This window comes from Methylobacterium sp. J-078, from assembly GCF_022829285.1.
In the GTDB taxonomy this organism is placed as follows: Bacteria; Pseudomonadota; Alphaproteobacteria; order Rhizobiales; family Beijerinckiaceae; genus Methylobacterium.
The window spans coordinates 1-20,193 of sequence record NZ_JAKSYI010000121.1; the positions used below are offsets into that span (position 1 = coordinate 1).

Consider the following 20,193-nt stretch of genomic DNA (forward strand, 5'->3'; position numbering starts at 1 on the left):
CGCGCGCGCCATCTGCGCCAGCCGCTGGATCGCGCCCTCGATGTCCTTGCCCGCCACCATCATCAGGTCGGCCATCTCGTCGACCACGATCACGATGTAGGGCAGCGCCGAGAGGTCCATCTCCTCCGTCTCGTAGACGGCTTCGCCGGTCTCGCGATCGAAGCCCGTCTGCACGGTCCGGGTCAGGATCTCGCCGCGCCCCCGCGCCTCGGCGAGGCGCGCGTTGAAGCCGTCGATATTGCGCACACCGACCTTGGACATCTTCTTGTAGCGCTCCTCCATCTCGCGCACGGCCCATTTGAGGGCGATGACCGCCTTCTTCGGATCCGTGACGACGGGAGAGAGCAGGTGCGGGATGCCGTCGTAGACGGAGAGTTCCAGCATCTTGGGGTCGACCATGATCAGGCGGCACTCTTCCGGCTTCATCCGGTAGAGGAGCGACAGGATCATGGTGTTGATCGCCACCGACTTGCCCGAGCCGGTGGTGCCGGCCACCAAGAGGTGGGGCATCTTGGCTAGGTCCGCGATGATGGGCTCGCCGCCGATGTTCTTGCCCAGACACAGGGCAAGGCTCTGCTTCGTCTCGGCGAAATCGGCCGAGGCGAGGAGTTCGCGAAGATACACGGTTTCGCGCCGGGTGTTGGGCAGTTCGATGCCGATGGCGTTGCGGCCGGGCACGACCGCGACGCGGGCCGAGACCGCCGACATCGAGCGGGCGATGTCGTCGGCGAGCGAGATCACGCGGCTCGACTTGGTGCCGGGCGCCGGCTCGAGTTCGTAGAGGGTCACGACGGGGCCGGGGCGCACCGCCAGGATGTCGCCGCGCACGCCGAAATCGCCGAGGGTCGCCTCGAGCAGGGTCGCGTTCTGCTCCAGGGCCTCGGACGAGATCTGGCTCGTGGCCGGCAGGCGCGGCGGCTCGGCCAGCAATTCGAGGGCGGGGTGGCGGTAATTCTCCGCCTCCTGATGGACGGGCGGCGGAGCCCGGCGCGGCACGGCTTGAGCGGGCGGCGGCGGAGGCGGCGCGACCCGCGAGCGGGCGGGCGCCACAGCATCATTCGGGACGGGCGCGTAGCCCGCCGAATCGTCGTCCGCATCCTCGTCGTGGAGGACGGGCGCCGGCCGGCGGGACGGGGCGTGCTGGACCGGAGCCGCGGGCTCAAAGACCGGCTCGCGGCGGCCATCGGCCGGAGCCAGTCGCGCCGCGGGCGGATCGGTCGCCCAAGGGGCGTCCTCCGGCGCCGCGAAGGCGCGTTGTGCGGCCAGGGCCGGCGACGCGCCCGAATAGGCGAGCGCGGTGGCGGCGGCAGCGCGCTCGGCCTTCCAGTCGTCGATGCGGGCGGCGAGTGCCGCGCGCCCGCCCATGACCGCCTGGGCCATGGCGCCCAGCGAGACGATGCCGAGGCTCGGCTCGTCGTCCTCGTAGCGTCCGTCCTGGCTGGTATCGGCGCGGGTGCGGGTCGCAGGGCGCGCAGGCGCAATCGGGAGGTCGTAGGCCTCGTCCTCCTCGGCATCGGCCTCGCCGACACGGCAGGCACCCGTGAGGCACAGGATGGCGACGGCCGCGAACAGGAAGCCCGCGAAAGTGAGGAGCGGCGTGGCGACGATGCCCAGCATGGTGCGCGCCGCATGCATGAGCGCGTCGCCCGCGACCCCGCCGAGGCCGGTGGGCAGGGGCCAGCGCGCCGTGGAGGGCAGCGCGCTCGCCACGGCGCTCGCGGCGAAGAAACCGATGATCCACAGGGTGAGGCGCAGGCCGCCGCGCGGCAACGCACGGGTCCGCATGAGCTGGATGCCCCAGAGCGCCGGGGGCAGCACGAAGGCGAGCGAGCCGAGCCCGAGCAGCTGCATGGCGAGGTCCGAGACCACGGCGCCGCCGGTGCCGAGGACGTTGTGGGCCGGATGGTCCGTGGCGTGGTTGAGGCTCGGATCGTCGATCGACCAGGTCGCCAGGGCGACCGTCAGCGCGGTGGCGCCGGCAAACAGCACGAGACCGCCCAACTCCGTCATCCGCTTGGCCAGGAACGGGCGAAAGCTGTCGACAAACGTATCGTAGGGCGATGCGGAACGGCGAAGCGAGCGCATGCGGTACCAGACACAACGGGGAACTGTCCGGTAACGCTAACGTCGGTGAAGTTAACGGCTGGCTAAGGTTGAGACTTCGCTGCCAGCCATGCCCCGGTATCGCTTCGGCTCGGATCGCCGGGCGGCGGAAACGCGAAAGGCCCCGGTCGCGCGGACCGGGGCCTTCATGGCGGATGCGCGAGGGATCGCGCATCCGGGTCGAAGCGAATTTTAGTAGTTGTAGGCGCGCTCGCCGTGATCGGCGATGTCGAGGCCCTCGCGCTCCTCGTCCTGGGTCACGCGCAGACCGATGGTCAGGTCGACGAGCTTGTACAGGATGGCGGAGCCGATGCCGGACCACAGGATGGTGAAGCCGACGGCCTTGAGCTGGCTCATGAGCGCGGCGGAAGTCTCGTAGGCGCCGACGGCGAGTTCGCCGGGCTTCGAGGTGTAGTCGGGCAGGCCGACGCCGCCGAGATCCGGGTTCACGAGGAGACCGGTCGCGACCGCACCGATGATGCCGCCGATGCAGTGGACGCCGAAGACGTCGAGGGAGTCGTCGTAGCCCAGCGCGTTCTTCACCGTGGAGCACATGATGAAGCAGACCGCGCCGGCGACGAGGCCGAGGACGATGGAGCCCATCGGGCCCGCGAAACCGGCGGCCGGGGTGACGGCCACGAGGCCCGCGATGGCGCCCGAGAGCATACCCAGCAGCGAGGGCTTGCCCTTCAGCATCCACTCCACGAACAGCCAGGAGAGGGCCGCGGCGGCGGTGGCGACGAAGGTGTTGAGCATGGCCATGGCGGCGGTGCCGTTGGACTCCAGGTTCGAGCCGGCGTTGAAGCCGAACCAACCCACCCAGAGGAGCGAGGCGCCGATGGCGGTCATGGTCAGGGAGTGCGGGGCGAGCAGGTCACGGCCGTAACCGATGCGCTTGCCGAGCATGAGGCAGCCGACGAAGCCCGCGATGCCCGCGTTGATGTGCACCACGGTGCCGCCGGCGAAGTCGAGGGCGCCCCACTTGAAGAGCAGGCCGGCATCGGCGTTCACCGCGTCGAGGGCCGCCTGGGCGGTCGCCTTCGAGGCGTCGTCCGTGGCGGCGGCGAGCGCCTTGGCGGCGTTGCCGACCGCGTCCGGGCCGCCCCAGTACCAGACCATGTGGGCCATCGGGAAGTAGATCAGCGTGGTCCAGAGGATCATGAACACGACCAGCGCCGAGAACTTCATCCGCTCCGCGAAGGCGCCGACGATGAGGGCCGGGGTGATCATCGCGAACGTCATCTGGAAGCAGATGTAGACGTATTCAGGGATCACGACGCCGTTGGAGAAGGTGGCGACGGTGGAGTTCGGGTCGATGCCCTTCAGGAAGGCCTTCGAGAAGCCACCGACGAAGTCGTTGAGGCCGCCGCCGTTGGTGAAGGCGAGGCTGTAGCCGAAGATCACGAACAGCAGCGCGGAGATGCAGCCGATGGCGAAGACCTGCGTGAGGACCGAGAGCATGTTCTTGGTGCGGACGAGGCCGCCGTAGAACAGGGCGAGGCCGGGCACGACCATCAGCAGCACCAGGGCGCTGGAGATCAGCATCCAGGCGGTGTCGCCCTTGTTCGGGACGGGTGCCGCCGCCGCGGCGGCCGGAGCGGCCTCCGTCGTCGGCGTCTGTGCGAGGGATGGCTCGATGAGCAGGAGCGCCAGCGCGGCGCCTCCCAGCCCGAGCGCCAGGGCATTGCGAAGCTTCATGGAAACGAGACTCCCGATCGGGGTGCAGTGCTGGTTGGAAAGGGGTGCTGAAGCGGGGGCGGGTACCGAGGGACGCCGGACGGGTCCGCCGGGGGGCGCCGCCTTAGAGGGCGTCGACGTCGGTCTCGCCCGTGCGAATGCGAACGGCCTTTTCCAGGGGGACGACGAAGATCTTGCCGTCGCCGATCTGGCCGGTGCGGGCAGCTGCCGCGATGGCGTCGATGACGCTGCTGGTCAGGTCGGAGGCCACCGCCACCTCGATCTTCAGCTTGGGCAGGAAGCTGACCGCGTACTCGGCGCCGCGATAGATCTCGGTGTGGCCCTTCTGCCGGCCGTAGCCCTTGACCTCGGTGACGGTGAGGCCGTGTACGCCGATACCGGTCAGAGCGTCGCGGACCTCCTCCAGCTTGAACGGCTTGATGATGGCCATCACGATTTTCATGGGCGACGCCCCCTTGCTTACGAGTGAACTTGGCTACGAGCGAACTTGGCTCTTTGAAACGAGCGTGCGTGAGGGCCACCGTCCGGTGCGCCAAGCGTCGCGACACGATCGGTCTGCCCAGTGCGCCGAACCGTGACCGACCCGAGCGCTCGCCCCCATATTCAAGGACTATGCCAGAGGAACTTTTTTGCCTCGCACCATTCTGCCCAAGAAGTGGCCGAGGGCTGCCGCACGAGACGGCGAATTTCCGGCCAAGTTTGCGCATTTATGCGACAGAATGATTATGAAGTGGGCATCTGCAACGTTGCCGAAGCGTTTCTGTGCCGGAACGTGACCGGCTAAGCCTCGGCGCGACGCGGGCGGATCATGCCTTCCTGAGCCACGGACGCGACGAGAATCCCGTCGCGCGTGAAGATCTGGCCGCGCGCGAAGCCGCGGGCGCCGTCCGCGCTCGGGCTGTCCTGCGCGTAGAGAAGCCAGTCGTCGGCTCGGAAGGGCCGGTGGAACCAGAAGGCGTGGTCGAGGCTGGCGGACTGGATTTCGGGGTCGAACACGGTTTGCCCGTGCGGGATCAAGGTCGCGTCCAGGAGCGTCATGTCGGACGCGTAGGCGAGCACGGCGCGATGAATCGCCGGGTCGTCGGGCAAGCGGTCGACGGCCCGCATCCAGACGTGGAAGCGCGGCTCGCGCGGTGCGCGGCGCAGGTAGCGCTCGATCTCGACGGGACGCAGTTCGATCGGGCGGCGCCGGCCGAAATAGGACAGGACCGGGGCTGGGATGGCGAGACCGCTGCGCGCCGCCTCGGCGGTGGCGGCCGGCGCCTCCGGCACCTCTTCGGGAGGTGCCACATCCGGCATGGCGGCCTGGTGCGACGCGCCCGTCTCGGCATCGTGGTAGGACACCGACATGGCGAAGATCGCGCGGCCGTGCTGATGGGCCACCACACGGCGGGTGGCGAAGCTGCGCCCGTCGCGGATGCGCTCGACCGCGTAGTCGATGGGCGCCTTGGGGTCGCCCCCCAACAGGAAATACGCGTGCAGCGAGTGCGGCGGCCGGGTCTCCGGTACCGTCCGGGAGGCCGCGACCAGGGCTTGCGCCACCACCTGCCCGCCGAAGACTCGGAACCAGCCCGTCTGCAGGCTTTCGCCCCGGTAGAGATCCGGCGCGATGGGCTCGAGATCGAGGATGTCGAGAAGTTCGGTAACGATGCCTGCCATGCGGCCTTCCTGCGCGATCGCCGCGACCTTCGTCGGAGAGTCCGGTGGTCGGGCGGAGGAATCCTTCACATGTGAACCATCGTGAAGGCAAGGCAGCGCAGTCCGTACCCGACGGGGACCGGAGGTCGGATCATCGTCGACGGCTGCCGGACAGGATGACGGTGATCCCAGACCGAAGACGCCCGGGCGCGGCCGTCAGTACAGGGAATCCTTGATCCGCGCGGGCTGCTCGCGATCGTAGGCCGCCCCGTCGAACGTCCCGTCGCTCAGGTGCTGGTGCATGGTGCCTGCGCTGGGCAGGGCCGTCTCGTCCACATGCCGGGCGGAATCCCAGAGGTTCGCCCGGACAATGGCGCGCGCGCAATGGAAATACACGGAGGTGATCGCCACGATCACGACGGTTCTGGGTTTCCGGCCGTCGACCGCGAAGGACGTGAGCAGGTCGGCGTCGATGGCGATCGACGCCTGGCCGTTGACCCGCAAGGTCTCGCCGCTGCCCGGCACGAGAAACAGGAGCGACACGCGGCCGTCCGCGACGATGTTCCTGAGACTGTCGATGCGGTTGTTCCCGGGCCGGTCCGGGATCGCGAGTGTCGTGCGGTCGATGACCCGGACGAAGCCGGGGCGATCCCCCCGGGGCGAGCAATCCGTACCGCTCGGCCCCACGGAGGACAGCACCACGAAGGGCGAGGCCTCGACGAAGGCGCGATAATCGTCGCTCAGGAACGCGAGTTCCTTTCTGAGGGCGCGGGCGTGGGGTTGCCCGTAGAGTTCTTCGAGCATTTCGACCGTCATCGACATCCGCACACCCGCAATTCCGGCCCGCGACGGTAGGCATTCGACCCGCCGCTTGTAAATCAGCGGTCGGCTCGCGGGACCGCGACGACGCCCGGACGCGTTGCTCCCGGTCTCCGGGGATGGCACTTCGGCGGCGAGGGCACGAGACGGCGGGATAGGTGACGCGATGACCGAAGCGGAGAGGCATTCACACCGGCGCAGCGTGGTCGTGGCCGGGGCCGGCATTCCCGGGCTGACCCTGGCGCTCGCGCTGGCCCAGGCGAACGGCCCTGCCCTCTCGGTGACCGTGTGCGACCCGGGCCTCGCGGCGGGGGCGGCGCGCCATGCCGGGCGGGCCTACGCGGTGGCGGCCGGCGGACGCCGGATGTTCGAGCGCCTCGGCGTCTGGGAGGCGGCCTCGCCGGCGGCCCAGCCGATCCGCGACATGGTGGTGAGCGACAGTCGGCTTGCGGACCCGATCCGGCCGGTCTTCCTCACCTTCGCGCAGGACAGATCGGAGCCGGACGGCGCCCCGTTCGCCCATATGGTGGAGGCCGAGCCCCTGGCGACGGCCCTGCTGGAAGCGGCCGCGGCCGCCGGCGTCGCGTTCGAGGCTCACGGGATCACGGAAGCGACCGCGACGGCGCGGGGCATCCGCATCGTGCGGAACGACGGACAGGCGCGCGACGCCTCCCTCCTCGTCGCCGCCGACGGTGGCCGCTCCCGACTGCGCGAGGCCGCCAAGATCGGCTGGGTCGGCTGGTCGTACCCGCAGATGGGCCTCGTCGCGACGATCGGGCACGAGCGCGACCACGAGGGGCGGGCCTACGAGCACTTCCTGCCGAGCGGACCCTTCGCGATCCTGCCCCTAGTGGATGGCGGCCCCCTCGGCCATCGCTCCTCCATCGTCTGGACGGAGCGGGCGGCCGACGTGCCCGCCCTGACGGGCGGCGGCCCGGAGGAGACGCTGGCCGAGATCGAGCGCCGCTTCGGACTCAATCTGGGGCGGCTCGCCCTGGAGCGCGGCCCGAGCGCGCATCCCCTCGCCTTCGGACTGGCGCGCAGCTTCCGCGCCGAGCGCTTCGCGCTCCTCGGCGATGCCGCGCACGTGATCCATCCCATCGCCGGCCAGGGCCTGAATCTGGGGCTGGCCGGCGCGGCGTCGCTGGCGGAGGCGATCACAGACGCGCTTCGCCTCGGACTCGATCCCGGCAGCCCCGAAATCCTCGCGCGGTACGAGCGCGCCCGCCGCTTCGACACCCTGGCGATGGGGGCGATGACGGACGGCCTCAACCGCCTGTTCTCGAACGATGTGCTGCCGCTGCGTCTCGCCCGCGACCTCGGTCTCGGCCTCGTCGACCGCCTGCCCGCCCTCAAGCGCCTGTTCATCGGCGAGGCGGCGGCGTCGCGCGGGTCCCTACCCCGCCTCCTGAAGGGCGAGGCGCTCTGACGCGAAACGGCGATCCTTCCCCTCGGGAAGGATCGCCGCGAGGCCTTCGTGCCCCCCAAGGGGGCACGCGTGTCCTTGGCGTCGGCTTACTTGCCTTTGCTGGCCTTGTGGGCCTTCTCGCGCTCGATGCCTTCGAGGATCAGCCGATGGGCCTCTTCCTTGCCGCCCCAGCGCTTGATCTTCACCCACTTACCGGGCTCAAGATCCTTGTAGTGCTCGAAGAAGTGCTGGATCTGGTGGATCGTGATGTCGGGCAGGTCGGTGTAGTCCTCGATGCGGTCGTAGCGCATCGTGAGGTGGCGCGACGGGACGGCGATGATCTTCTCGTCCTCGCCGGAATTGTCCTCCATCACCAGGACGCCGATCGGGCGGGCGCTGATGATCGCACCCGGCGCGATGGCCCGCGTGTTGGCCACCAGCACGTCGCACGGGTCGCCGTCACCCGACAGGGTGTGCGGAATGAAGCCGTAATTGCCCGGGTAGTGCATCGCCGTGTAGAGAAAGCGATCGACCACGAGCGCGCCGGCTTCCTTGTCCATCTCGTACTTGATCGGATCGCCGCCGATCGGCACTTCGATGATGACGTTGACGTCCTCAGGCGGATTCTTGCCGATCGAGACCGCGTCGATGATCATGCCTGTGCTCCCGGGTCTACGGGCGTAACAGCCCCGTTGCCGGGTCTCTTAAGGCGCTTCGACCGCAAAGGAAATCATCCCTTCGGCCGGGTGGCGACGTTTGCGTGAAAATGTCGACGTGCCCTCGGGGGCTGTGTCACGGACGCTTCGACGACCCGAAGCGCCGGTGCCACGCGGCGGCCAGCCGCGCCCAGACCCGTTCGAGCCAGCGGGCCGCATGCTCCAGCGGGACCTTGAGGGCGGGTACGTCCTGGCTCAGGAGCGCCAAGCCGACGGGGAGCATCCAGAGGCCGAGCACTGGCAGGATCGCGAAGATGCCCCCGAGGATGAAGAGGATCGCGGCGAGCAGGCGGATCCAGAACCGCGACGGTTCACGCAGCCAGTCCACGGCGCGGCGCAGGCGCTCCGGCAGCTTGCCGGTGAGCGCCGAGACGCGGGCGTCCCAGTCCTGCGGCGTGACCTGCTTCTCCGGCGTGACCTGCATCCGGCTTTCCCCTGCTCCCGCGTGGCTCGGTTACGAGCCTCCACAGGGCAACATGGTGCCGCGCGGCGCGATCCGGGAGGCTCAGCCGAAGCGGAAGCCCACTTTCGGCAGCACCGCCCCGGCCATCCGGTCGACGGAGCGGGCCGTCTCGATGCCTCCGAGGCCGGTATAGAACGACCGGGCCCGGTCGTTCTCCTCCAGCGCCCAGACGCCGGCCTGCACCAGGCCGTGATCGGCCAGATCGTTGCGGATCGCCCGGAACAGGCGCCGTCCGAGGCCGAGGCCCTGGTGGTCCGGGCGGATGTAGAGCTCGTCGATCTCCCCCGGTGCCTGGAGCAGGCGGCCGCGGGCCGGTCCGTAGACCGCGTAGCCCACCACCGCCTCGCCGGTATCCACCACTACGAGGGGGCGATTGCGCTGCGTCGCGCCGAGCCACCATTGCGAACTGCGCTGCCCGATCATCCGCTCCAGGGATACGCCCGGGATGATGCCCCGGTAGGCTTCGCGCCAGGTCTCGTCGAACAGCTCCGCGAGGCGGTCCGCATCGGCGGGGCGGGCGCGGCGGATGCTGATGGTGCTCGTACGCATGACGGATCCCCGCGTTCGAAGAAACGAATGACGGTTCGCATCGGTGTCGGTCACCGTATCGAAGGCGACGATCCGGGCGAAGACAAGGCAGCGTTCGGGAACGCAAGGTCGATGCCGAAGGCTCCCCGCGCGTTTGCCGCCACGTCCCCGCGCTGTTAGAGCCGGCGCAGACACCCGACCCGCCATTCCTCTGCCAGCCCCAGGTTCCGCCCGCCTCGTGTTCAAGCGCTTCCTCACCACCGAGATCCGCGATGCGCGCCGCATGGCCCGGATCGCCCGGTTCGAGCGCCCGATCGCCGGTCCGGTCTCCCGGGCCAAGGCCTGGGCGAACATGCTGCTGGTGGATCACGGGGTGTTCCGCCTCGCCTACCTGAACCGCCACCGGATCGGCCAGGGGAAGCTCTGGCGGTCGGCCCAGCCGACGCCGCATCAGCTCGCCTGGTTCAAGCGCCAGGGCGTGCGCACGGTGATCTCCCTGCGGGGCGGGCGCGAGCACGGCTCCTGGCCTCTCCAGCGCGAGGCCTGCGAGCGCCAGGGCCTGACGCTGGTCGAGTTCGTCCTGCGCTCGCGGGAGGCGCCCTCCCGGGAGACCATCCTGGCCGCGAAGGCGTTCTTCGACAGCGTCGAGTACCCGGCGATGATGCATTGCAAGTCGGGGGCTGACCGGGCCGGCCTCGCCGCGGCACTCTACCTCATCCTGCACGAGAACCTGCCGGTGGCGGAGGCGATGGGCCAACTCTCGGCGCGGTACGGCCATTTCCGCTTCGCCAAGACCGGAATCCTGGACGCGTTCTTCACGCTCTACCGGCGCGAGGGCGAGGCCCGTGGCCTCGATTTCCTGACCTGGGTGGAGACCGAGTACGACCCGGAGGCCTTGAAGCGCAGTTTCCGCGCCGGCTTCTGGTCGGACCTCGTGGTCGACCGGATCATCAAGCGCGAGTAGCGAACGAAGAGAAGCCCGCCACGGCAGGACCGGGCGGGCTTCTCGTCGTTCAGGCCGTGCAGCCCTGAATGGTCAGGCGGCGAGACGGATCGCGGCGGGCGCGTTCTCGTTGCTGGCGATGAACCGGCCGGAGGTCGAGAGCGGTCCGCTCTTCGGGGTCAGCGCGTTGGCGGCCAGGAAGACCAGCGAGACGTTGAGGGCTGCGGCGGCGGCGACGAAGAGTGCGATCATCGGAAGATGTCCCGGTGCGAATGCGATGAGCCGTATATGGCACCGCACCATGATCTCTGGTATACCAAATACGGCGGACCAGTCATGCCGGAGACGCGGAGCTCGCTCCCCTTGTCCGGTTATATGGGCAAACCCTCCCGCTTGGCGCCTGACCGTTGGCCGGTGGACGCATTGCTGTGCATCCGGCCGAAATGGGCATGCTGCGGCGCACGCGTCAGTCTGTGGTCAGCGCTTCGGTGATCTTCACGAGATCGGCGGCGCCGACGATGCCGTCCCCGAAGATCGCACTCAGCGTCAGGACGACGCCGAGGGCACTGAGATAGAGGACGGCGAAGAGATCGCGGTTCTCCCCGCCGGCGAAGACGTAGCCCGCGAATGGGACACTCTGGAGGGCCAGGACCGCGGCGATTTTCATGAACAACCTCGATCGATGTCCGGCCGCCGGGGTGAAGTGTCAGCCCGCCGGGTGTCCAGTCTTCGGCAAGCGCCGTGCCGTTCGGGACGAACGGGCGATGGCCAGCCATCGCCCGTAAATGAGCCGATTCGCGACGCAGGCGCGCGGGGCACCCGGTCAGGCGAGCTGAACCGGACGAACCGCTGCGGGTGCGGCGACCTCGTCCTCGGCGAGGAAGCGCGTGCGCAGGGGCTTGAGAACGAACATCGCCAGGATGGCCGCCACCACGTTCAGGCCGATGATGATGGAGAACACGGCGGACCAGCCGTAGGTCGCCGAGATCACGCTGGCGATCGGCACCAGGAACGAAGCGGTGCCCTTCGCGGTGTAGAGCAGGCCCGCATTCGTGGTGGCGAACTTCGAGCCGAAGGTGTCGCCACAGGTCGCCGGGAACAGGGAGTAGATCTCCCCGAAGACCCCGAAATAGACCGCCGTCGCGAAGACGAAGACCAGCGGATGCGTGCCGTAGGTCAGCAGGGTGATGATCGCCAGGGCGGCGATCGAGAAGGCGATGAACATCGTGTTCTCGCGCCCGAGATTGTCGGAAACGAAGCCGAAGAACGGGCGCCCGAACCCGTCGAAGATGCGGTCGAGGGAGATCGCGAAGGTGAGCGCCGCCATCTGCATTCCGAACAGGCTCACGGGCACGTCCGCAACCTTGAAGTCGTGGGCGATCGGGGCGATCTGCGCCGCCGCCATCAGGCCCCCGGAGGCCACCATCACGAAGATGGCGTACATCAGCCAGAACACGGGGGTGCGCACCACCTCGCGCGGGGTGCGGTCGACCTTGGCCTGGGGCAGGCGCAGGGTCTTGCGCTGCACCGGCACCGCCTGGGAGGGCTTGCGCAGGAAGAACGACAGCAGGACCACTATGGCGCCCTGCCCGATGCCGAAGAACAGGAAGGCGTCCTGGTAGCCGCTGGTGGCGATCATCCGGGCGATCGGGATGACGGTGACGGCCGCGCCCGCCCCGAAACCGGCGGCCGTTGCGCCGGCGGCGAGGCCGCGCCGGTGGGGGAACCACTTCAGCGCGTTGCCCACGCAGGTCCCGTAGACCGAACCGGCTCCAATGCCGCCGACGACTGCCGCCGCGTAGAGCAGGAAAAGCGAATCCGCGTGCGCGTTGATGAACCAGGCCAGCGCGATCATCACGCCGCCGAAGCAGACCACGATGCGCGGGCCGTAGCGGTCGACGAACCAGGCCTCGATCGGGACCAGCCAGGTCTCGGTGGCCACGAAGACCGTGAAGGCGAACTGGATCGCCGCGCGGCCCCAGTGGAACTTGGCGTCGATCGGGTCGACGAAGAGCGTCCACCCGTATTGGAGGTTGGCGATCATCGCCATGCAGAGCACGCCGAAGGCGAGTTGCCACCACTTGGCGGACGGTGGGTCCTGACGTTCCATCCCGGATTCCTTCTTGATCGGAGTTTGCGCACCGACCCGGACAGGATGCACCAAATTTCTTTGTATGCAATATACCAGGGAATGAATTGTGCCCGGAAACGTGCAGAACGCTCGTCACAAGGCGCACGATGATGCGTCATGCATCATCGTGCCAAGCGTCCGTGAATCGCCTGATGTGACTGACGGCGGTTCGCGCGAACGAATCGACAGCCCAGCGCGGCCGTTTTCCCGCTCAGGTCGGATCAGACACGGTGGCGGATCGTCGGGACGCTATTCGGCCGCGACGCGGCTCGCCTCGCGGTAGGGATGCGCCGGATAGATTCCGATGATCCGCACTTCCCGCGAGAAGAACGCGAGTTCGGCCAAGGCGCGCGCGAGGCCCGCATCCTCCGGATGCCCGTCCACCTCGGCGTAGAACTGTGTCGCGGAGAACTGGCCCTCGACCATGTAGCTCTCGAGCTTCGACATGTTCACGCCGTTCGTGGCGAATCCGCCGAGCGCCTTGTAGAGGGCGGCCGGGATGTTGCGCACCCGGAACACGAAGCTCGTGACGATCGCGCCGGATTCGGCAGACGCCGGCTCGGGCTCGGGCGAGAACACCACGAAGCGGGTGGTGTTGTGGCTCTCGTCCTCGACGTCGCGGGCGAGGATATCGAGGCCGTAGACCTCCGCCGCCAGGGCGGGGGCCAGGGCGCCCCGGCTCGGATCGGCGGCCTCCGCCACCTCGCGCGCCGCACCGGCGGTGTCGCCCGCCACCACGGCGCGGACGCCGAGGCGCCGGATGATCTTGCGGCACTGGCCCAGCGCATGGACGTGGCTGTGCACGGTCCGGATCGCCTCGACGGGGGTGCCAGGCAGGGCCATCAGCTGAAAATGGATCGGCAGGAAGTGCTCTGCGACGATGTGGAGGCCCGAGGTCGGGATCAGGTGGTGGATGTCAGCGACCCGGCCCGCGATGGAGTTCTCGATCGGGATCATCGCGCGCGCGGCACGGCCCTCCTTCACGGCCGCGAAGGCGTCCTCGAAGGTCGGGCAGGGCAGCGGCGTCCAGTCCGGATAGGCCTGGGCGCAGATGATATGGGAGTTCGCGCCGGGCTCGCCCTGGTAGGAGATGGTGCGATGGGGCATGGCGGGCAGGACTTTCCGAGGCACTCAGTTCAGGCGGCGCGCGGCCAGGATGGCGCGGGCCCGCTCCAGGTCGGCGGGGGTGTCGACGCCCAGCGGCAGATCGTCGACCACGATGGCGTCGATGCGCATGCCGGCCTCCAGGGCCCGGAGCTGCTCCAGCTTCTCGCGCGTCTCCAGTTCGCCGGGCGGCAGGGCCATGAAGCGCGCCAGCGCCTTCCGGCGATACGCGTAGAGGCCGATGTGATGGTAGAGCGGCCCCTCCCCCCAGGGCGCCTCGGCGCGGGTGAAGTAGAGGGCGCGCAGACGCCGGGTGCCCACCGTGTGGCCGACGAGCTTGACCACGTTGGGGTCGCGCCGCTCGGATTCCTCCGTGATGATGGCACAGAGGGTGGCGATATCGACGGACCGGTCGGCGAGCGGCAGGATCGCGGCGCCGATGATTCCGGGATCGATGGTGGGCAGATCGCCCTGTAGGTTGACCACGACGTCGTGGTTGCCCTGCGGATCGATGATCTCGAGGGCCTCGGCGAGGCGGTCGGAGCCGGACTGGTGGTCGGCCCGCGTCAGCACGGCGAGACCGCCCACGGCCTCGACGGCCTCGACGATGGCGGGCGTGTCGGTGGCGACCACCACGGGGCCGATGCCGGACTCCACCGCGCGCCGCCAGACATGGACGATCATCGGCTCCCCGACGAGGTCGGCCATCGGCTTGTTCGGCAGGCGGGTCGCGGCCATGCGCGCGGGAATGAGGACGAGGGGATCGGACATCGCTCTTTCGGCCCTGTTCCGGCTTGGCCGGGTGCTTAACAGCGGTGATCCCGGTTGTCATGCGCCGGCGCGGCGCGGCAGGTCGCGACGATCCCAAGGCACCCGTCCGGGAACCTGACGCGCCCGCGAACGTCAGGACACCTGAGAGGGGCGGGTGAGGAAACTCGGCGACACTCCGGCAATGCGACTACGCGGACCACCACTCCGCCATTGTCAAGGTCGGGTTCCAGCGGCTAAGCACCCTCGATCGTTTCCAAAGTCCGGGGCACCCAGGCACTGGGCTTCACCCTGAACCCTACCCTCCCTCAGGCCGGCCGCACCGGAGTTGTCGAGAATGGACTCTTTCGAGCTGAACAAGGTCGCGGGTGCCGCCCTGGGGGCGCTGCTGTTCGCCGTAGGGTCCGGCTTCGTCGCAGAGCTGATCTATCATCCCAAGCCGCCGGGCAATGCCGGCTACGCCCTGCCGGAGCCGCAGGCGAAGGCCGCGGGCGGCGCCGCGCCGGAGGCCAAGGCTGAGCCGCTGCCGATCCGCCTCGCCAGCGCGACCGTGGACAAGGGCCAGTCGGCCGCCAAGAAATGCGCCTCCTGCCACAGCTTCGAGAAGGGCGGACCGAACAAGGTCGGCCCGCACCTCTGGGGCGTCGTGGATCGCCAGCGCGCCCACGAATCCGGCTTCGAGTACTCGGCGGCCCTGAAGGAGAAGGGCGGCACCTGGACCTACGACGAACTCGACCACTTCCTGGCTAACCCGAAGGGCTACGTCCCGGGCACCAAGATGGCGTTCGCCGGCATCACCTCGCCCACCGAGCGCGCCGACGTGATCGTCTATCTGCGCAGCCTCGCCGATACCCCGGCCCCCCTGCCGGCCGTGGAGAAGAAAGCGGAGGGCGACAAGCCCGCCGAGGCCCAGCCCGCGGCGGCGAAGAGCGGCGATGCCAAGCCTGCGGAGGCCAAGCCGGCAGACGCCAAGCCCGCGCCCGGCGCGAAGCCGGCGGCCGAAGTGCGGCGCGAAGAGACGCAGAAGCCTGCGGATACTTCGAAGCCGGCCGAGGACCAGAAGCCCGAGGTCGCCAATCCGGCATCGGCCGCCAAGCCCACCGTCGCGGGCGAGGAGGCGAACAAGCCGGCCGACGTGAAGCCCGCCGACGACACCCCGGTTCAGGCGGCCCCCGCCGCTCCGCCCGCCCCGGCCGCAACCGTGCCGGCCGAGAAGCCTGCCCAGCCGTAAGCCGGGCTCGGGCGCGGGCAGAATCTTTGCACGAACGGATGAGGCCGGGCACCGCCCGGCCTTTTCGTTTCCAGGAGATTCTCGAGAGAGGCGTTCAGCGGTCGAGATCGAGGAAAACCCGCACAGCCTCGTCGATGCGACGCATGTAAGCGTCCTCAAGACGGCCGACCGCCTCGCCGATCTTCGACCGCGGCACCGTCACGATCTTGTCGATCTGGATCTGACTGGCCTCCCGGAGACCGTTGGCTGGGCTGGGATCCACATCGATGCGGAGCATCGGTGCCCCGAGCACACGCGCGCTGGTCATCAGGCACAACGTGACGCTGTCCGTATGTTGAAAGTCATCGGCCTGGATGACGACGCACGGGCGTGGCTTGCTCGTGTAGCTTCCCTTTGCCGCGAGAATCACGATCGCCTGACGTTGGATCACGGCCGACGCCACTCGGTGTCCAGATCCTGTACTTCGGCGATGAGGGCCTGCGTCTCCGCCGTATCGGACGCGGCGGCGACCAGCCGGCTCTGCCGCTGCGCCTCCTTCCGCCGACTTTCCCGCACATACGTTTCGACGAGTGTGCGCAACGCCTCGGACGGCGTCGTACTGTCCCGCTTCGCCGCATCAGCGAAGGCATGCTTGAGCCGTTCGTCGATGCGAACCTGAAGCACCGTGCTGTCGCGCCCCACGGCCCACTCCCTACATGACATTCGTGTCGTACATATTGATATAACACCCGACGGGGGCGTTCTAAAGCACCCAGAGGATCTGACCTGTCAGATCCGCGCTACCACCCATGCGCGCACGCGTCCGGTTGGCGTTCGCCGCCGGTCCGTCTTAAAACACCCGCCTGCCGTCGCGGGTGCGACGGCGGAACCGCGCCCCCGGAATCCGGAGACCGCCTGCCCGTGATGCGAATTGCCCTGATCGGACGCCTCGTCGCCGCCCTCGCCTTCCTGGCCTGCGGCCTGCCCGCCCGGGCCGCCTCCGATCCGGATTCCCACGCGCCGAACGGCGCCTGGATGCCCGCGATCACGCTGATGGGAGCGCCGAAATACGGTCCCGACTTCAAGCACTTCGACTATGCGGACCCGAAGGCGCCGAAGGGGGGCCTCGTGCGCCTCGGCGCGCAAGGGGGCTTCGACAACTTCAACTACGTGGTCTCGGGCCTGAAGGGCGACCTCGAGGGCGGGATCGTTCAGATCTACGATACCCTGATGACGGAATCGGCCGACGAGCCGTTCACCTCCTACGGGCTCCTGGCCGAGGGCGTGCGCCTCGCCGATGACCTCTCGGCGGTCTCCTACCGCCTGCGCGAGGGCGCACGCTGGCACGACGGCAAGCCGGTGACACCTGAGGACGTGGTCTGGTCCTTCGAGGTTCTGAAGGCGAACAGCCCGTTCTACGCGGCCTATTACCAGACCGTGACCAAGGCCACCGTCACCGGCCTGCGGGAAGTGACCTTCACGTTCTCGGAAGCCGGCAACCGCGAGTTGCCGCAGGTGCTCGGCCAACTGCGCGTGCTGCCCAAGCACTGGTGGACCGGCACCGACGCGCAGGGGCGCCCCCGCGACGTGACCCAGACCACCCTGGAGATCCCCCTGGGGTCCGGCCCCTACCGGCTGTCGAAGTTCGAGGCCGGGCGCAGCGCCACCTACGAGCGGGTGGCGGATTACTGGGGCAAGGACATGCCGGTAAATGTCGGCCGCAACAATTTCGGCACCATGCGCAACGAGTATTTTCGCGATGCGACGGTGCTGATCGAGGCGCTGAAGGGCGACCTGTTCGACTTCCGGGCCGAGAACGTGGCCCGCAACTGGGCCACGGCCTACGACAGTTTCCCCGCCGTGAAGGAGGGCCGCCTGATCAAGGAGGAGTTCCCCGATCGCGGCAACGGCAACATGCAGGCCTTCGTGCTCAACACCCGCCGGGCGAAGTTCGCCGATCCGCGGGTGCGCCGGGCCTTCAACCTCGCAATGAACTTCGAGGAGATGAACCGGTCGCTGTTCTTCGGCCTCTACAAGCGCATCGACTCCTACTACTTCGGCTCGGAACTCGCCTCCTCCGGTCTGCCCAAGGGCGACGAGTTGGCGATCCTCGAATCCGTGAAGGACAAGGTTCCCCCGTCCGTCTTCACCGCGCCCTACGCCAACCCCGTCAACGGCACGCCGGACGCCGTGCGGGCGAACCTGCGCGAGGCCGTCGGCCTCCTGAAGCAGGCCGGCTACGAGTTGCGCAACGGCCAGATGACCGACGTGAAGAGCGGCGAGCCGCTCACCGTCGAGTTCCTCGAGTTCCAGAGCGTGTTCGAGCGGGTCGTGCTGCCCTACGCGGCGCAGCTCAAGCTCATCGGCATCAACAGCTCCCTGCGGGTGATCGACCAGGCCCAGTACCAGAACCGCCTGCGCGCCTTCGACTTCGACATCACCACGAGTTCGTGGCCGGAATCCCTCTCGCCCGGTAACGAGCAGCGCGAGTACTGGGGCTCGGCCTCCGCCGACAAGGCCGGCTCGCGCAACCTCATCGGCATCAAGGATCCGGCCATCGACGCCCTGGTGGAGAAGGTGATCTTCGCGAAGGACCGCCCCGGCGTGCTGGCGGCAACCCGCGCCCTCGACCGGGTGCTGCTGGCCCACAACTTCGTCGTCCCGCAATGGGGCTCGAACGTCTCGCGCACCCTGCGCTGGAACCGCTTCGGACATCCGGAGGTCCTGCCGAAATACGGCAGTTCGGGCTTCCCCGCGACCTGGTGGTATGACGAGACCCTGGCGGCCAAGACCGGGGCGCCGCGTTGAGCGCCGGCCCGACCCGGCGCGCCGTCGTCGCCGGGGCCGGCGCCCTCGGCGCCACCCTGGCGCTGCCAGCCCCGGCCCGCGCGGCGGCGCGCACAAGCCATGGCCTGTCGAGCTTCGGCGACCTCAAGTACCCGCCCGACTTCCCGAACTTCGACTACGTTAATCCGGACGCGCCCCGGGGGGGCCGCTTCTCCGCGCAACTCGCCTCGACGATGGGCAATCAAGCCTCCGACACCTTCAACACCCTGAACATCTACGTCCTGCGCGGCGACGGTGCCGCCGGCATGAACCTGACCTTCGATTCGCTGATGGTTCGGGCGCTGGACGAGCCCGATGCGCTCTACGGCCTCCTCGCCCGAACGGTGGAGGTCTCCGAGGACGGGCTGACCTATCGCTTCAGCCTGCGGCCGCAGGCCCGCTTCCACGACGGCTCGCGCCTCACCGCCCATGACGTGGCGGCGTCGATGCGCCTCCTCAAGGAGAAGGGCCACCCCGAGATCTCGCAGGTGATCCGAGACCTCTCCGAGGCTGTGGCCGAGGACGACGCCACGGTAACCCTGCGCTTCGCGCCCGGCCGCAGCCGCGATCTGCCCCTCTTCGTCGCCACCCTGCCGGTATTCTCCGCCGCCTACTACGCCAAGCGGGACTTCGAGGCTTCCTCGCTGCAACCGCCCCTGGGCTCCGGGCCCTACCAGGTCGGGCGGCTGGAGGCGGGCCGCTTCATCGAGCTGGAGCGGGTGAAGGATTACTGGGGCGCCGAGTTGCCGGTGAATGTCGGCCAGAATAACTTCAACGCCATCCGGTACGAGTATTTTCGCGACCGGCAGGTGGCATTCGAGGCTTTCAAGGGCGGCGCCTTCACCTTCCGGGAAGAGTTCACTGCCCGGGTCTGGGCCACGGGCTACGACTTCCCCGCCGTGCAGGAGGGCCGCGTCCGCAAGGAGGTGGTGCCCGATGCCCGCCCCTCGGGCACCCAGGGATGGTGGATGAACACCCGCCGCGAGGCTTTTCGCGATCCGCGCGTGCGCGAGGCGATCGGCCTGTGTTTCGACTTCAACTGGTCGAACGCCAACCTGATGTACGGCGCCTACATCCGCACGGCGTCCTATTTCGAGAACTCGGATCTCAAGGCCACCGGCCGCCCCGGGCCGGAGGAACTGGCGCTCCTCGACCCGATGCGCGGCGATCTGCCGGCAGAGGTCTTCGGCGAAGCCTGGAGCCCGCCGAGTTCCGACGGTTCGGGCCAGGACCGTGCCCTCCTCAGCCGCGCGGTGGCCCTGCTCCGCGAAGCGGGCTGCACCCGCGACGGCGGCGTGATCCGTCTCCCCTCCGGCAAGCCCCTGGAAATCGAGTTCCTCGACAACGATCCGGTGTTCCAGCCGGTGACGCAGCCCTTCATCCGCAATCTCGGGCTCATCGGCATCCGCGCCAGCATTCGCCTCGTCGATCCCTCGCAATATCAGGCCAGGGTCAAGGATTTCGACTTCGACCTCACCGCCCGCCGCTTCGCCGGCGGGCTCACGCCCGGCCCGGAACTCCGCGAGGCCTATGGCTCGCGCAGCGCCGGCACGCCCGGCTCGAACAATTTGGGCGGCATCGCGAGCCCCGCCATCGACGCTCTGATCGAGAAGGTGACGGAGGCGACCTCGCGCGCCGACATGCTCCATGCCGCACGCGCCCTGGACCGGACCCTGCGGGCCGGACGCTACTGGGTGCCCATGTGGTACAAGGCCGACCACCGGCTGGCGCTCTGGGACGTCTACGGCCGCCCGGCCCAGGGGCCGACCTACGACCTCGGCGCGCCGAACGTCTGGTGGTACGACGCCGCCAAGGCCCGGCGCATCGGCCGAACCTGA

At 68.8% G+C, this 20,193-nt stretch carries 20 protein-coding genes; 5 read left to right on the top strand and 15 right to left on the bottom strand.

The features are described 5' to 3' along the window. From MKK58_RS22045 to MKK58_RS22065, 5 genes are all read right to left on the bottom strand, one after another. Positions 1–2,085 (bottom strand): DNA translocase FtsK (locus tag MKK58_RS22045; RefSeq protein ID WP_243914846.1); only part of this gene is annotated, 2,085 nt, incomplete at its 3' end. A 210-nt stretch (positions 2,086–2,295) separates the two neighbouring features. Next, entirely contained in the window at positions 2,296–3,801 is a 1,506-nt protein-coding gene (locus MKK58_RS22050) for an ammonium transporter (RefSeq protein ID WP_243914849.1), read from the bottom strand. Positions 3,802–3,904: 103 nt separating this feature from the next. After that, positions 3,905–4,243 carry a P-II family nitrogen regulator gene (locus MKK58_RS22055; RefSeq protein ID WP_018044676.1) on the bottom strand — a complete coding sequence of 113 codons (339 nt, stop codon included), beginning with the start codon at positions 4,241–4,243 and terminating at the stop codon, positions 3,905–3,907. Between the two features lie 338 nt (positions 4,244–4,581). After that, positions 4,582–5,460 (bottom strand): acyl-CoA thioesterase II, encoded by an 879-nt coding sequence (gene tesB / locus MKK58_RS22060; protein WP_243914851.1) that lies wholly within the window; start codon positions 5,458–5,460, stop codon positions 4,582–4,584. 195 nt (positions 5,461–5,655) lie between these two features. After that, a complete protein-coding gene (locus tag MKK58_RS22065; RefSeq protein WP_409565290.1) occupies positions 5,656–6,255 on the bottom strand; it encodes a pyridoxamine 5'-phosphate oxidase family protein in 600 nt (199 codons plus the stop codon). A 169-nt stretch (positions 6,256–6,424) separates the two neighbouring features. Between MKK58_RS22065 and MKK58_RS22070 the strand changes: the two genes are divergently transcribed. Next, positions 6,425–7,687, top strand: a complete 1,263-nt coding sequence (locus tag MKK58_RS22070; protein WP_243914855.1) for an FAD-dependent monooxygenase — start codon at positions 6,425–6,427, stop codon at positions 7,685–7,687. Between the two features lie 86 nt (positions 7,688–7,773). Here the strand turns inward: MKK58_RS22070 and ppa are convergent, their stop codons facing one another. From ppa to MKK58_RS22085, 3 genes are all read right to left on the bottom strand, one after another. Beyond that, on the bottom strand, positions 7,774–8,322 hold the full coding sequence (gene ppa, locus MKK58_RS22075) for an inorganic diphosphatase (protein ID WP_238282239.1): 549 nt from the start codon (positions 8,320–8,322) through the stop codon (positions 7,774–7,776). Between the two features lie 136 nt (positions 8,323–8,458). Then, positions 8,459–8,806, bottom strand: a complete 348-nt coding sequence (locus tag MKK58_RS22080) for a hypothetical protein (protein ID WP_243914857.1) — start codon at positions 8,804–8,806, stop codon at positions 8,459–8,461. Between the two features lie 81 nt (positions 8,807–8,887). Continuing rightward, a complete protein-coding gene (locus tag MKK58_RS22085) occupies positions 8,888–9,394 on the bottom strand; it encodes a GNAT family N-acetyltransferase (protein WP_243914859.1) in 507 nt (168 codons plus the stop codon). A gap of 217 nt (positions 9,395–9,611) precedes the next feature. On the opposite strand from MKK58_RS22085, the gene MKK58_RS22090 reads away from it, so the two are divergent. After that, entirely contained in the window at positions 9,612–10,337 is a 726-nt protein-coding gene (locus MKK58_RS22090) for a fused DSP-PTPase phosphatase/NAD kinase-like protein (protein ID WP_243914861.1), read from the top strand. Between the two features lie 72 nt (positions 10,338–10,409). On the opposite strand, the gene MKK58_RS22095 is transcribed toward MKK58_RS22090, so the two are convergent. The 5 genes from MKK58_RS22095 to MKK58_RS22115 all read right to left on the bottom strand — a co-directional run bounded on the left by MKK58_RS22095 (position 10,410) and on the right by MKK58_RS22115 (position 14,322). Continuing rightward, the gene (locus MKK58_RS22095) at positions 10,410–10,568 is read right to left on the bottom strand and encodes a hypothetical protein (protein WP_238282243.1); all 159 of its coding nucleotides are present in this window, start codon (positions 10,566–10,568) and stop codon (positions 10,410–10,412) included. Between the two features lie 214 nt (positions 10,569–10,782). After that, positions 10,783–10,983, bottom strand: coding sequence for a hypothetical protein (locus MKK58_RS22100; protein WP_243914862.1), 201 nt, complete (start codon positions 10,981–10,983; stop codon positions 10,783–10,785). Between the two features lie 156 nt (positions 10,984–11,139). Further along, positions 11,140–12,426, bottom strand: a complete 1,287-nt coding sequence (gene oxlT / locus MKK58_RS22105; RefSeq protein WP_243914864.1) for an oxalate/formate MFS antiporter — start codon at positions 12,424–12,426, stop codon at positions 11,140–11,142. Positions 12,427–12,696: 270 nt separating this feature from the next. Then, positions 12,697–13,554: a prephenate dehydratase gene (locus MKK58_RS22110; RefSeq protein ID WP_243914872.1), complete on the bottom strand. Its 858-nt coding sequence runs from the start codon at positions 13,552–13,554 to the stop codon at positions 12,697–12,699. A 24-nt stretch (positions 13,555–13,578) separates the two neighbouring features. Further along, entirely contained in the window at positions 13,579–14,322 is a 744-nt protein-coding gene (locus tag MKK58_RS22115) for a 3-deoxy-manno-octulosonate cytidylyltransferase (RefSeq protein ID WP_243914874.1), read from the bottom strand. 334 nt (positions 14,323–14,656) lie between these two features. Between MKK58_RS22115 and MKK58_RS22120 the strand changes: the two genes are divergently transcribed. Next, complete coding sequence (locus MKK58_RS22120) at positions 14,657–15,550, top strand: c-type cytochrome (protein WP_243914875.1); 894 nt, start codon at positions 14,657–14,659, stop codon at positions 15,548–15,550. Between the two features lie 94 nt (positions 15,551–15,644). On the opposite strand, the gene MKK58_RS22125 is transcribed toward MKK58_RS22120, so the two are convergent. Together MKK58_RS22125 and MKK58_RS22130 are read right to left on the bottom strand one after the other, a co-directional pair. Then, on the bottom strand, positions 15,645–15,992 hold the full coding sequence (locus tag MKK58_RS22125; RefSeq protein ID WP_243914876.1) for a type II toxin-antitoxin system PemK/MazF family toxin: 348 nt from the start codon (positions 15,990–15,992) through the stop codon (positions 15,645–15,647). Next, on the bottom strand, positions 15,977–16,231 hold the full coding sequence (locus MKK58_RS22130) for a hypothetical protein (RefSeq protein WP_243914877.1): 255 nt from the start codon (positions 16,229–16,231) through the stop codon (positions 15,977–15,979). Before MKK58_RS22130 ends, MKK58_RS22125 begins: the two co-directional genes overlap by 16 nt. A gap of 222 nt (positions 16,232–16,453) precedes the next feature. On the opposite strand from MKK58_RS22130, the gene MKK58_RS22135 reads away from it, so the two are divergent. Together MKK58_RS22135 and MKK58_RS22140 are read left to right on the top strand one after the other, a co-directional pair. Further along, on the top strand, positions 16,454–18,337 hold the full coding sequence (locus MKK58_RS22135) for an extracellular solute-binding protein (RefSeq protein ID WP_243915024.1): 1,884 nt from the start codon (positions 16,454–16,456) through the stop codon (positions 18,335–18,337). Then, on the top strand, positions 18,334–20,193 hold the full coding sequence (locus MKK58_RS22140; RefSeq protein WP_243914878.1) for an extracellular solute-binding protein: 1,860 nt from the start codon (positions 18,334–18,336) through the stop codon (positions 20,191–20,193). Before MKK58_RS22135 ends, MKK58_RS22140 begins: the two co-directional genes overlap by 4 nt.

Coding starts and splice junctions, on each gene's coding strand:
- MKK58_RS22050 (WP_243914849.1), bottom strand. CDS start 3,801: ATGAAGCTTCGCAATGCCCTGGCGCTCGGGCTGGGAGGCGCCGCGCTG.
- MKK58_RS22055 (WP_018044676.1), bottom strand. CDS start 4,243: ATGAAAATCGTGATGGCCATCATCAAGCCGTTCAAGCTGGAGGAGGTC.
- tesB (WP_243914851.1), bottom strand. CDS start 5,460: ATGGCAGGCATCGTTACCGAACTTCTCGACATCCTCGATCTCGAGCCC.
- MKK58_RS22065 (WP_409565290.1), bottom strand. CDS start 6,255: ATGACGGTCGAAATGCTCGAAGAACTCTACGGGCAACCCCACGCCCGC.
- MKK58_RS22070 (WP_243914855.1), top strand. CDS start 6,425: ATGACCGAAGCGGAGAGGCATTCACACCGGCGCAGCGTGGTCGTGGCC.
- ppa (WP_238282239.1), bottom strand. CDS start 8,322: ATGATCATCGACGCGGTCTCGATCGGCAAGAATCCGCCTGAGGACGTC.
- MKK58_RS22080 (WP_243914857.1), bottom strand. CDS start 8,806: ATGCAGGTCACGCCGGAGAAGCAGGTCACGCCGCAGGACTGGGACGCC.
- MKK58_RS22085 (WP_243914859.1), bottom strand. CDS start 9,394: ATGCGTACGAGCACCATCAGCATCCGCCGCGCCCGCCCCGCCGATGCG.
- MKK58_RS22095 (WP_238282243.1), bottom strand. CDS start 10,568: ATGATCGCACTCTTCGTCGCCGCCGCCGCAGCCCTCAACGTCTCGCTG.
- MKK58_RS22100 (WP_243914862.1), bottom strand. CDS start 10,983: ATGAAAATCGCCGCGGTCCTGGCCCTCCAGAGTGTCCCATTCGCGGGC.
- oxlT (WP_243914864.1), bottom strand. CDS start 12,426: ATGGAACGTCAGGACCCACCGTCCGCCAAGTGGTGGCAACTCGCCTTC.
- MKK58_RS22110 (WP_243914872.1), bottom strand. CDS start 13,554: ATGCCCCATCGCACCATCTCCTACCAGGGCGAGCCCGGCGCGAACTCC.
- MKK58_RS22115 (WP_243914874.1), bottom strand. CDS start 14,322: ATGTCCGATCCCCTCGTCCTCATTCCCGCGCGCATGGCCGCGACCCGC.
- MKK58_RS22120 (WP_243914875.1), top strand. CDS start 14,657: ATGGACTCTTTCGAGCTGAACAAGGTCGCGGGTGCCGCCCTGGGGGCG.
- MKK58_RS22135 (WP_243915024.1), top strand. CDS start 16,454: ATGCGAATTGCCCTGATCGGACGCCTCGTCGCCGCCCTCGCCTTCCTG.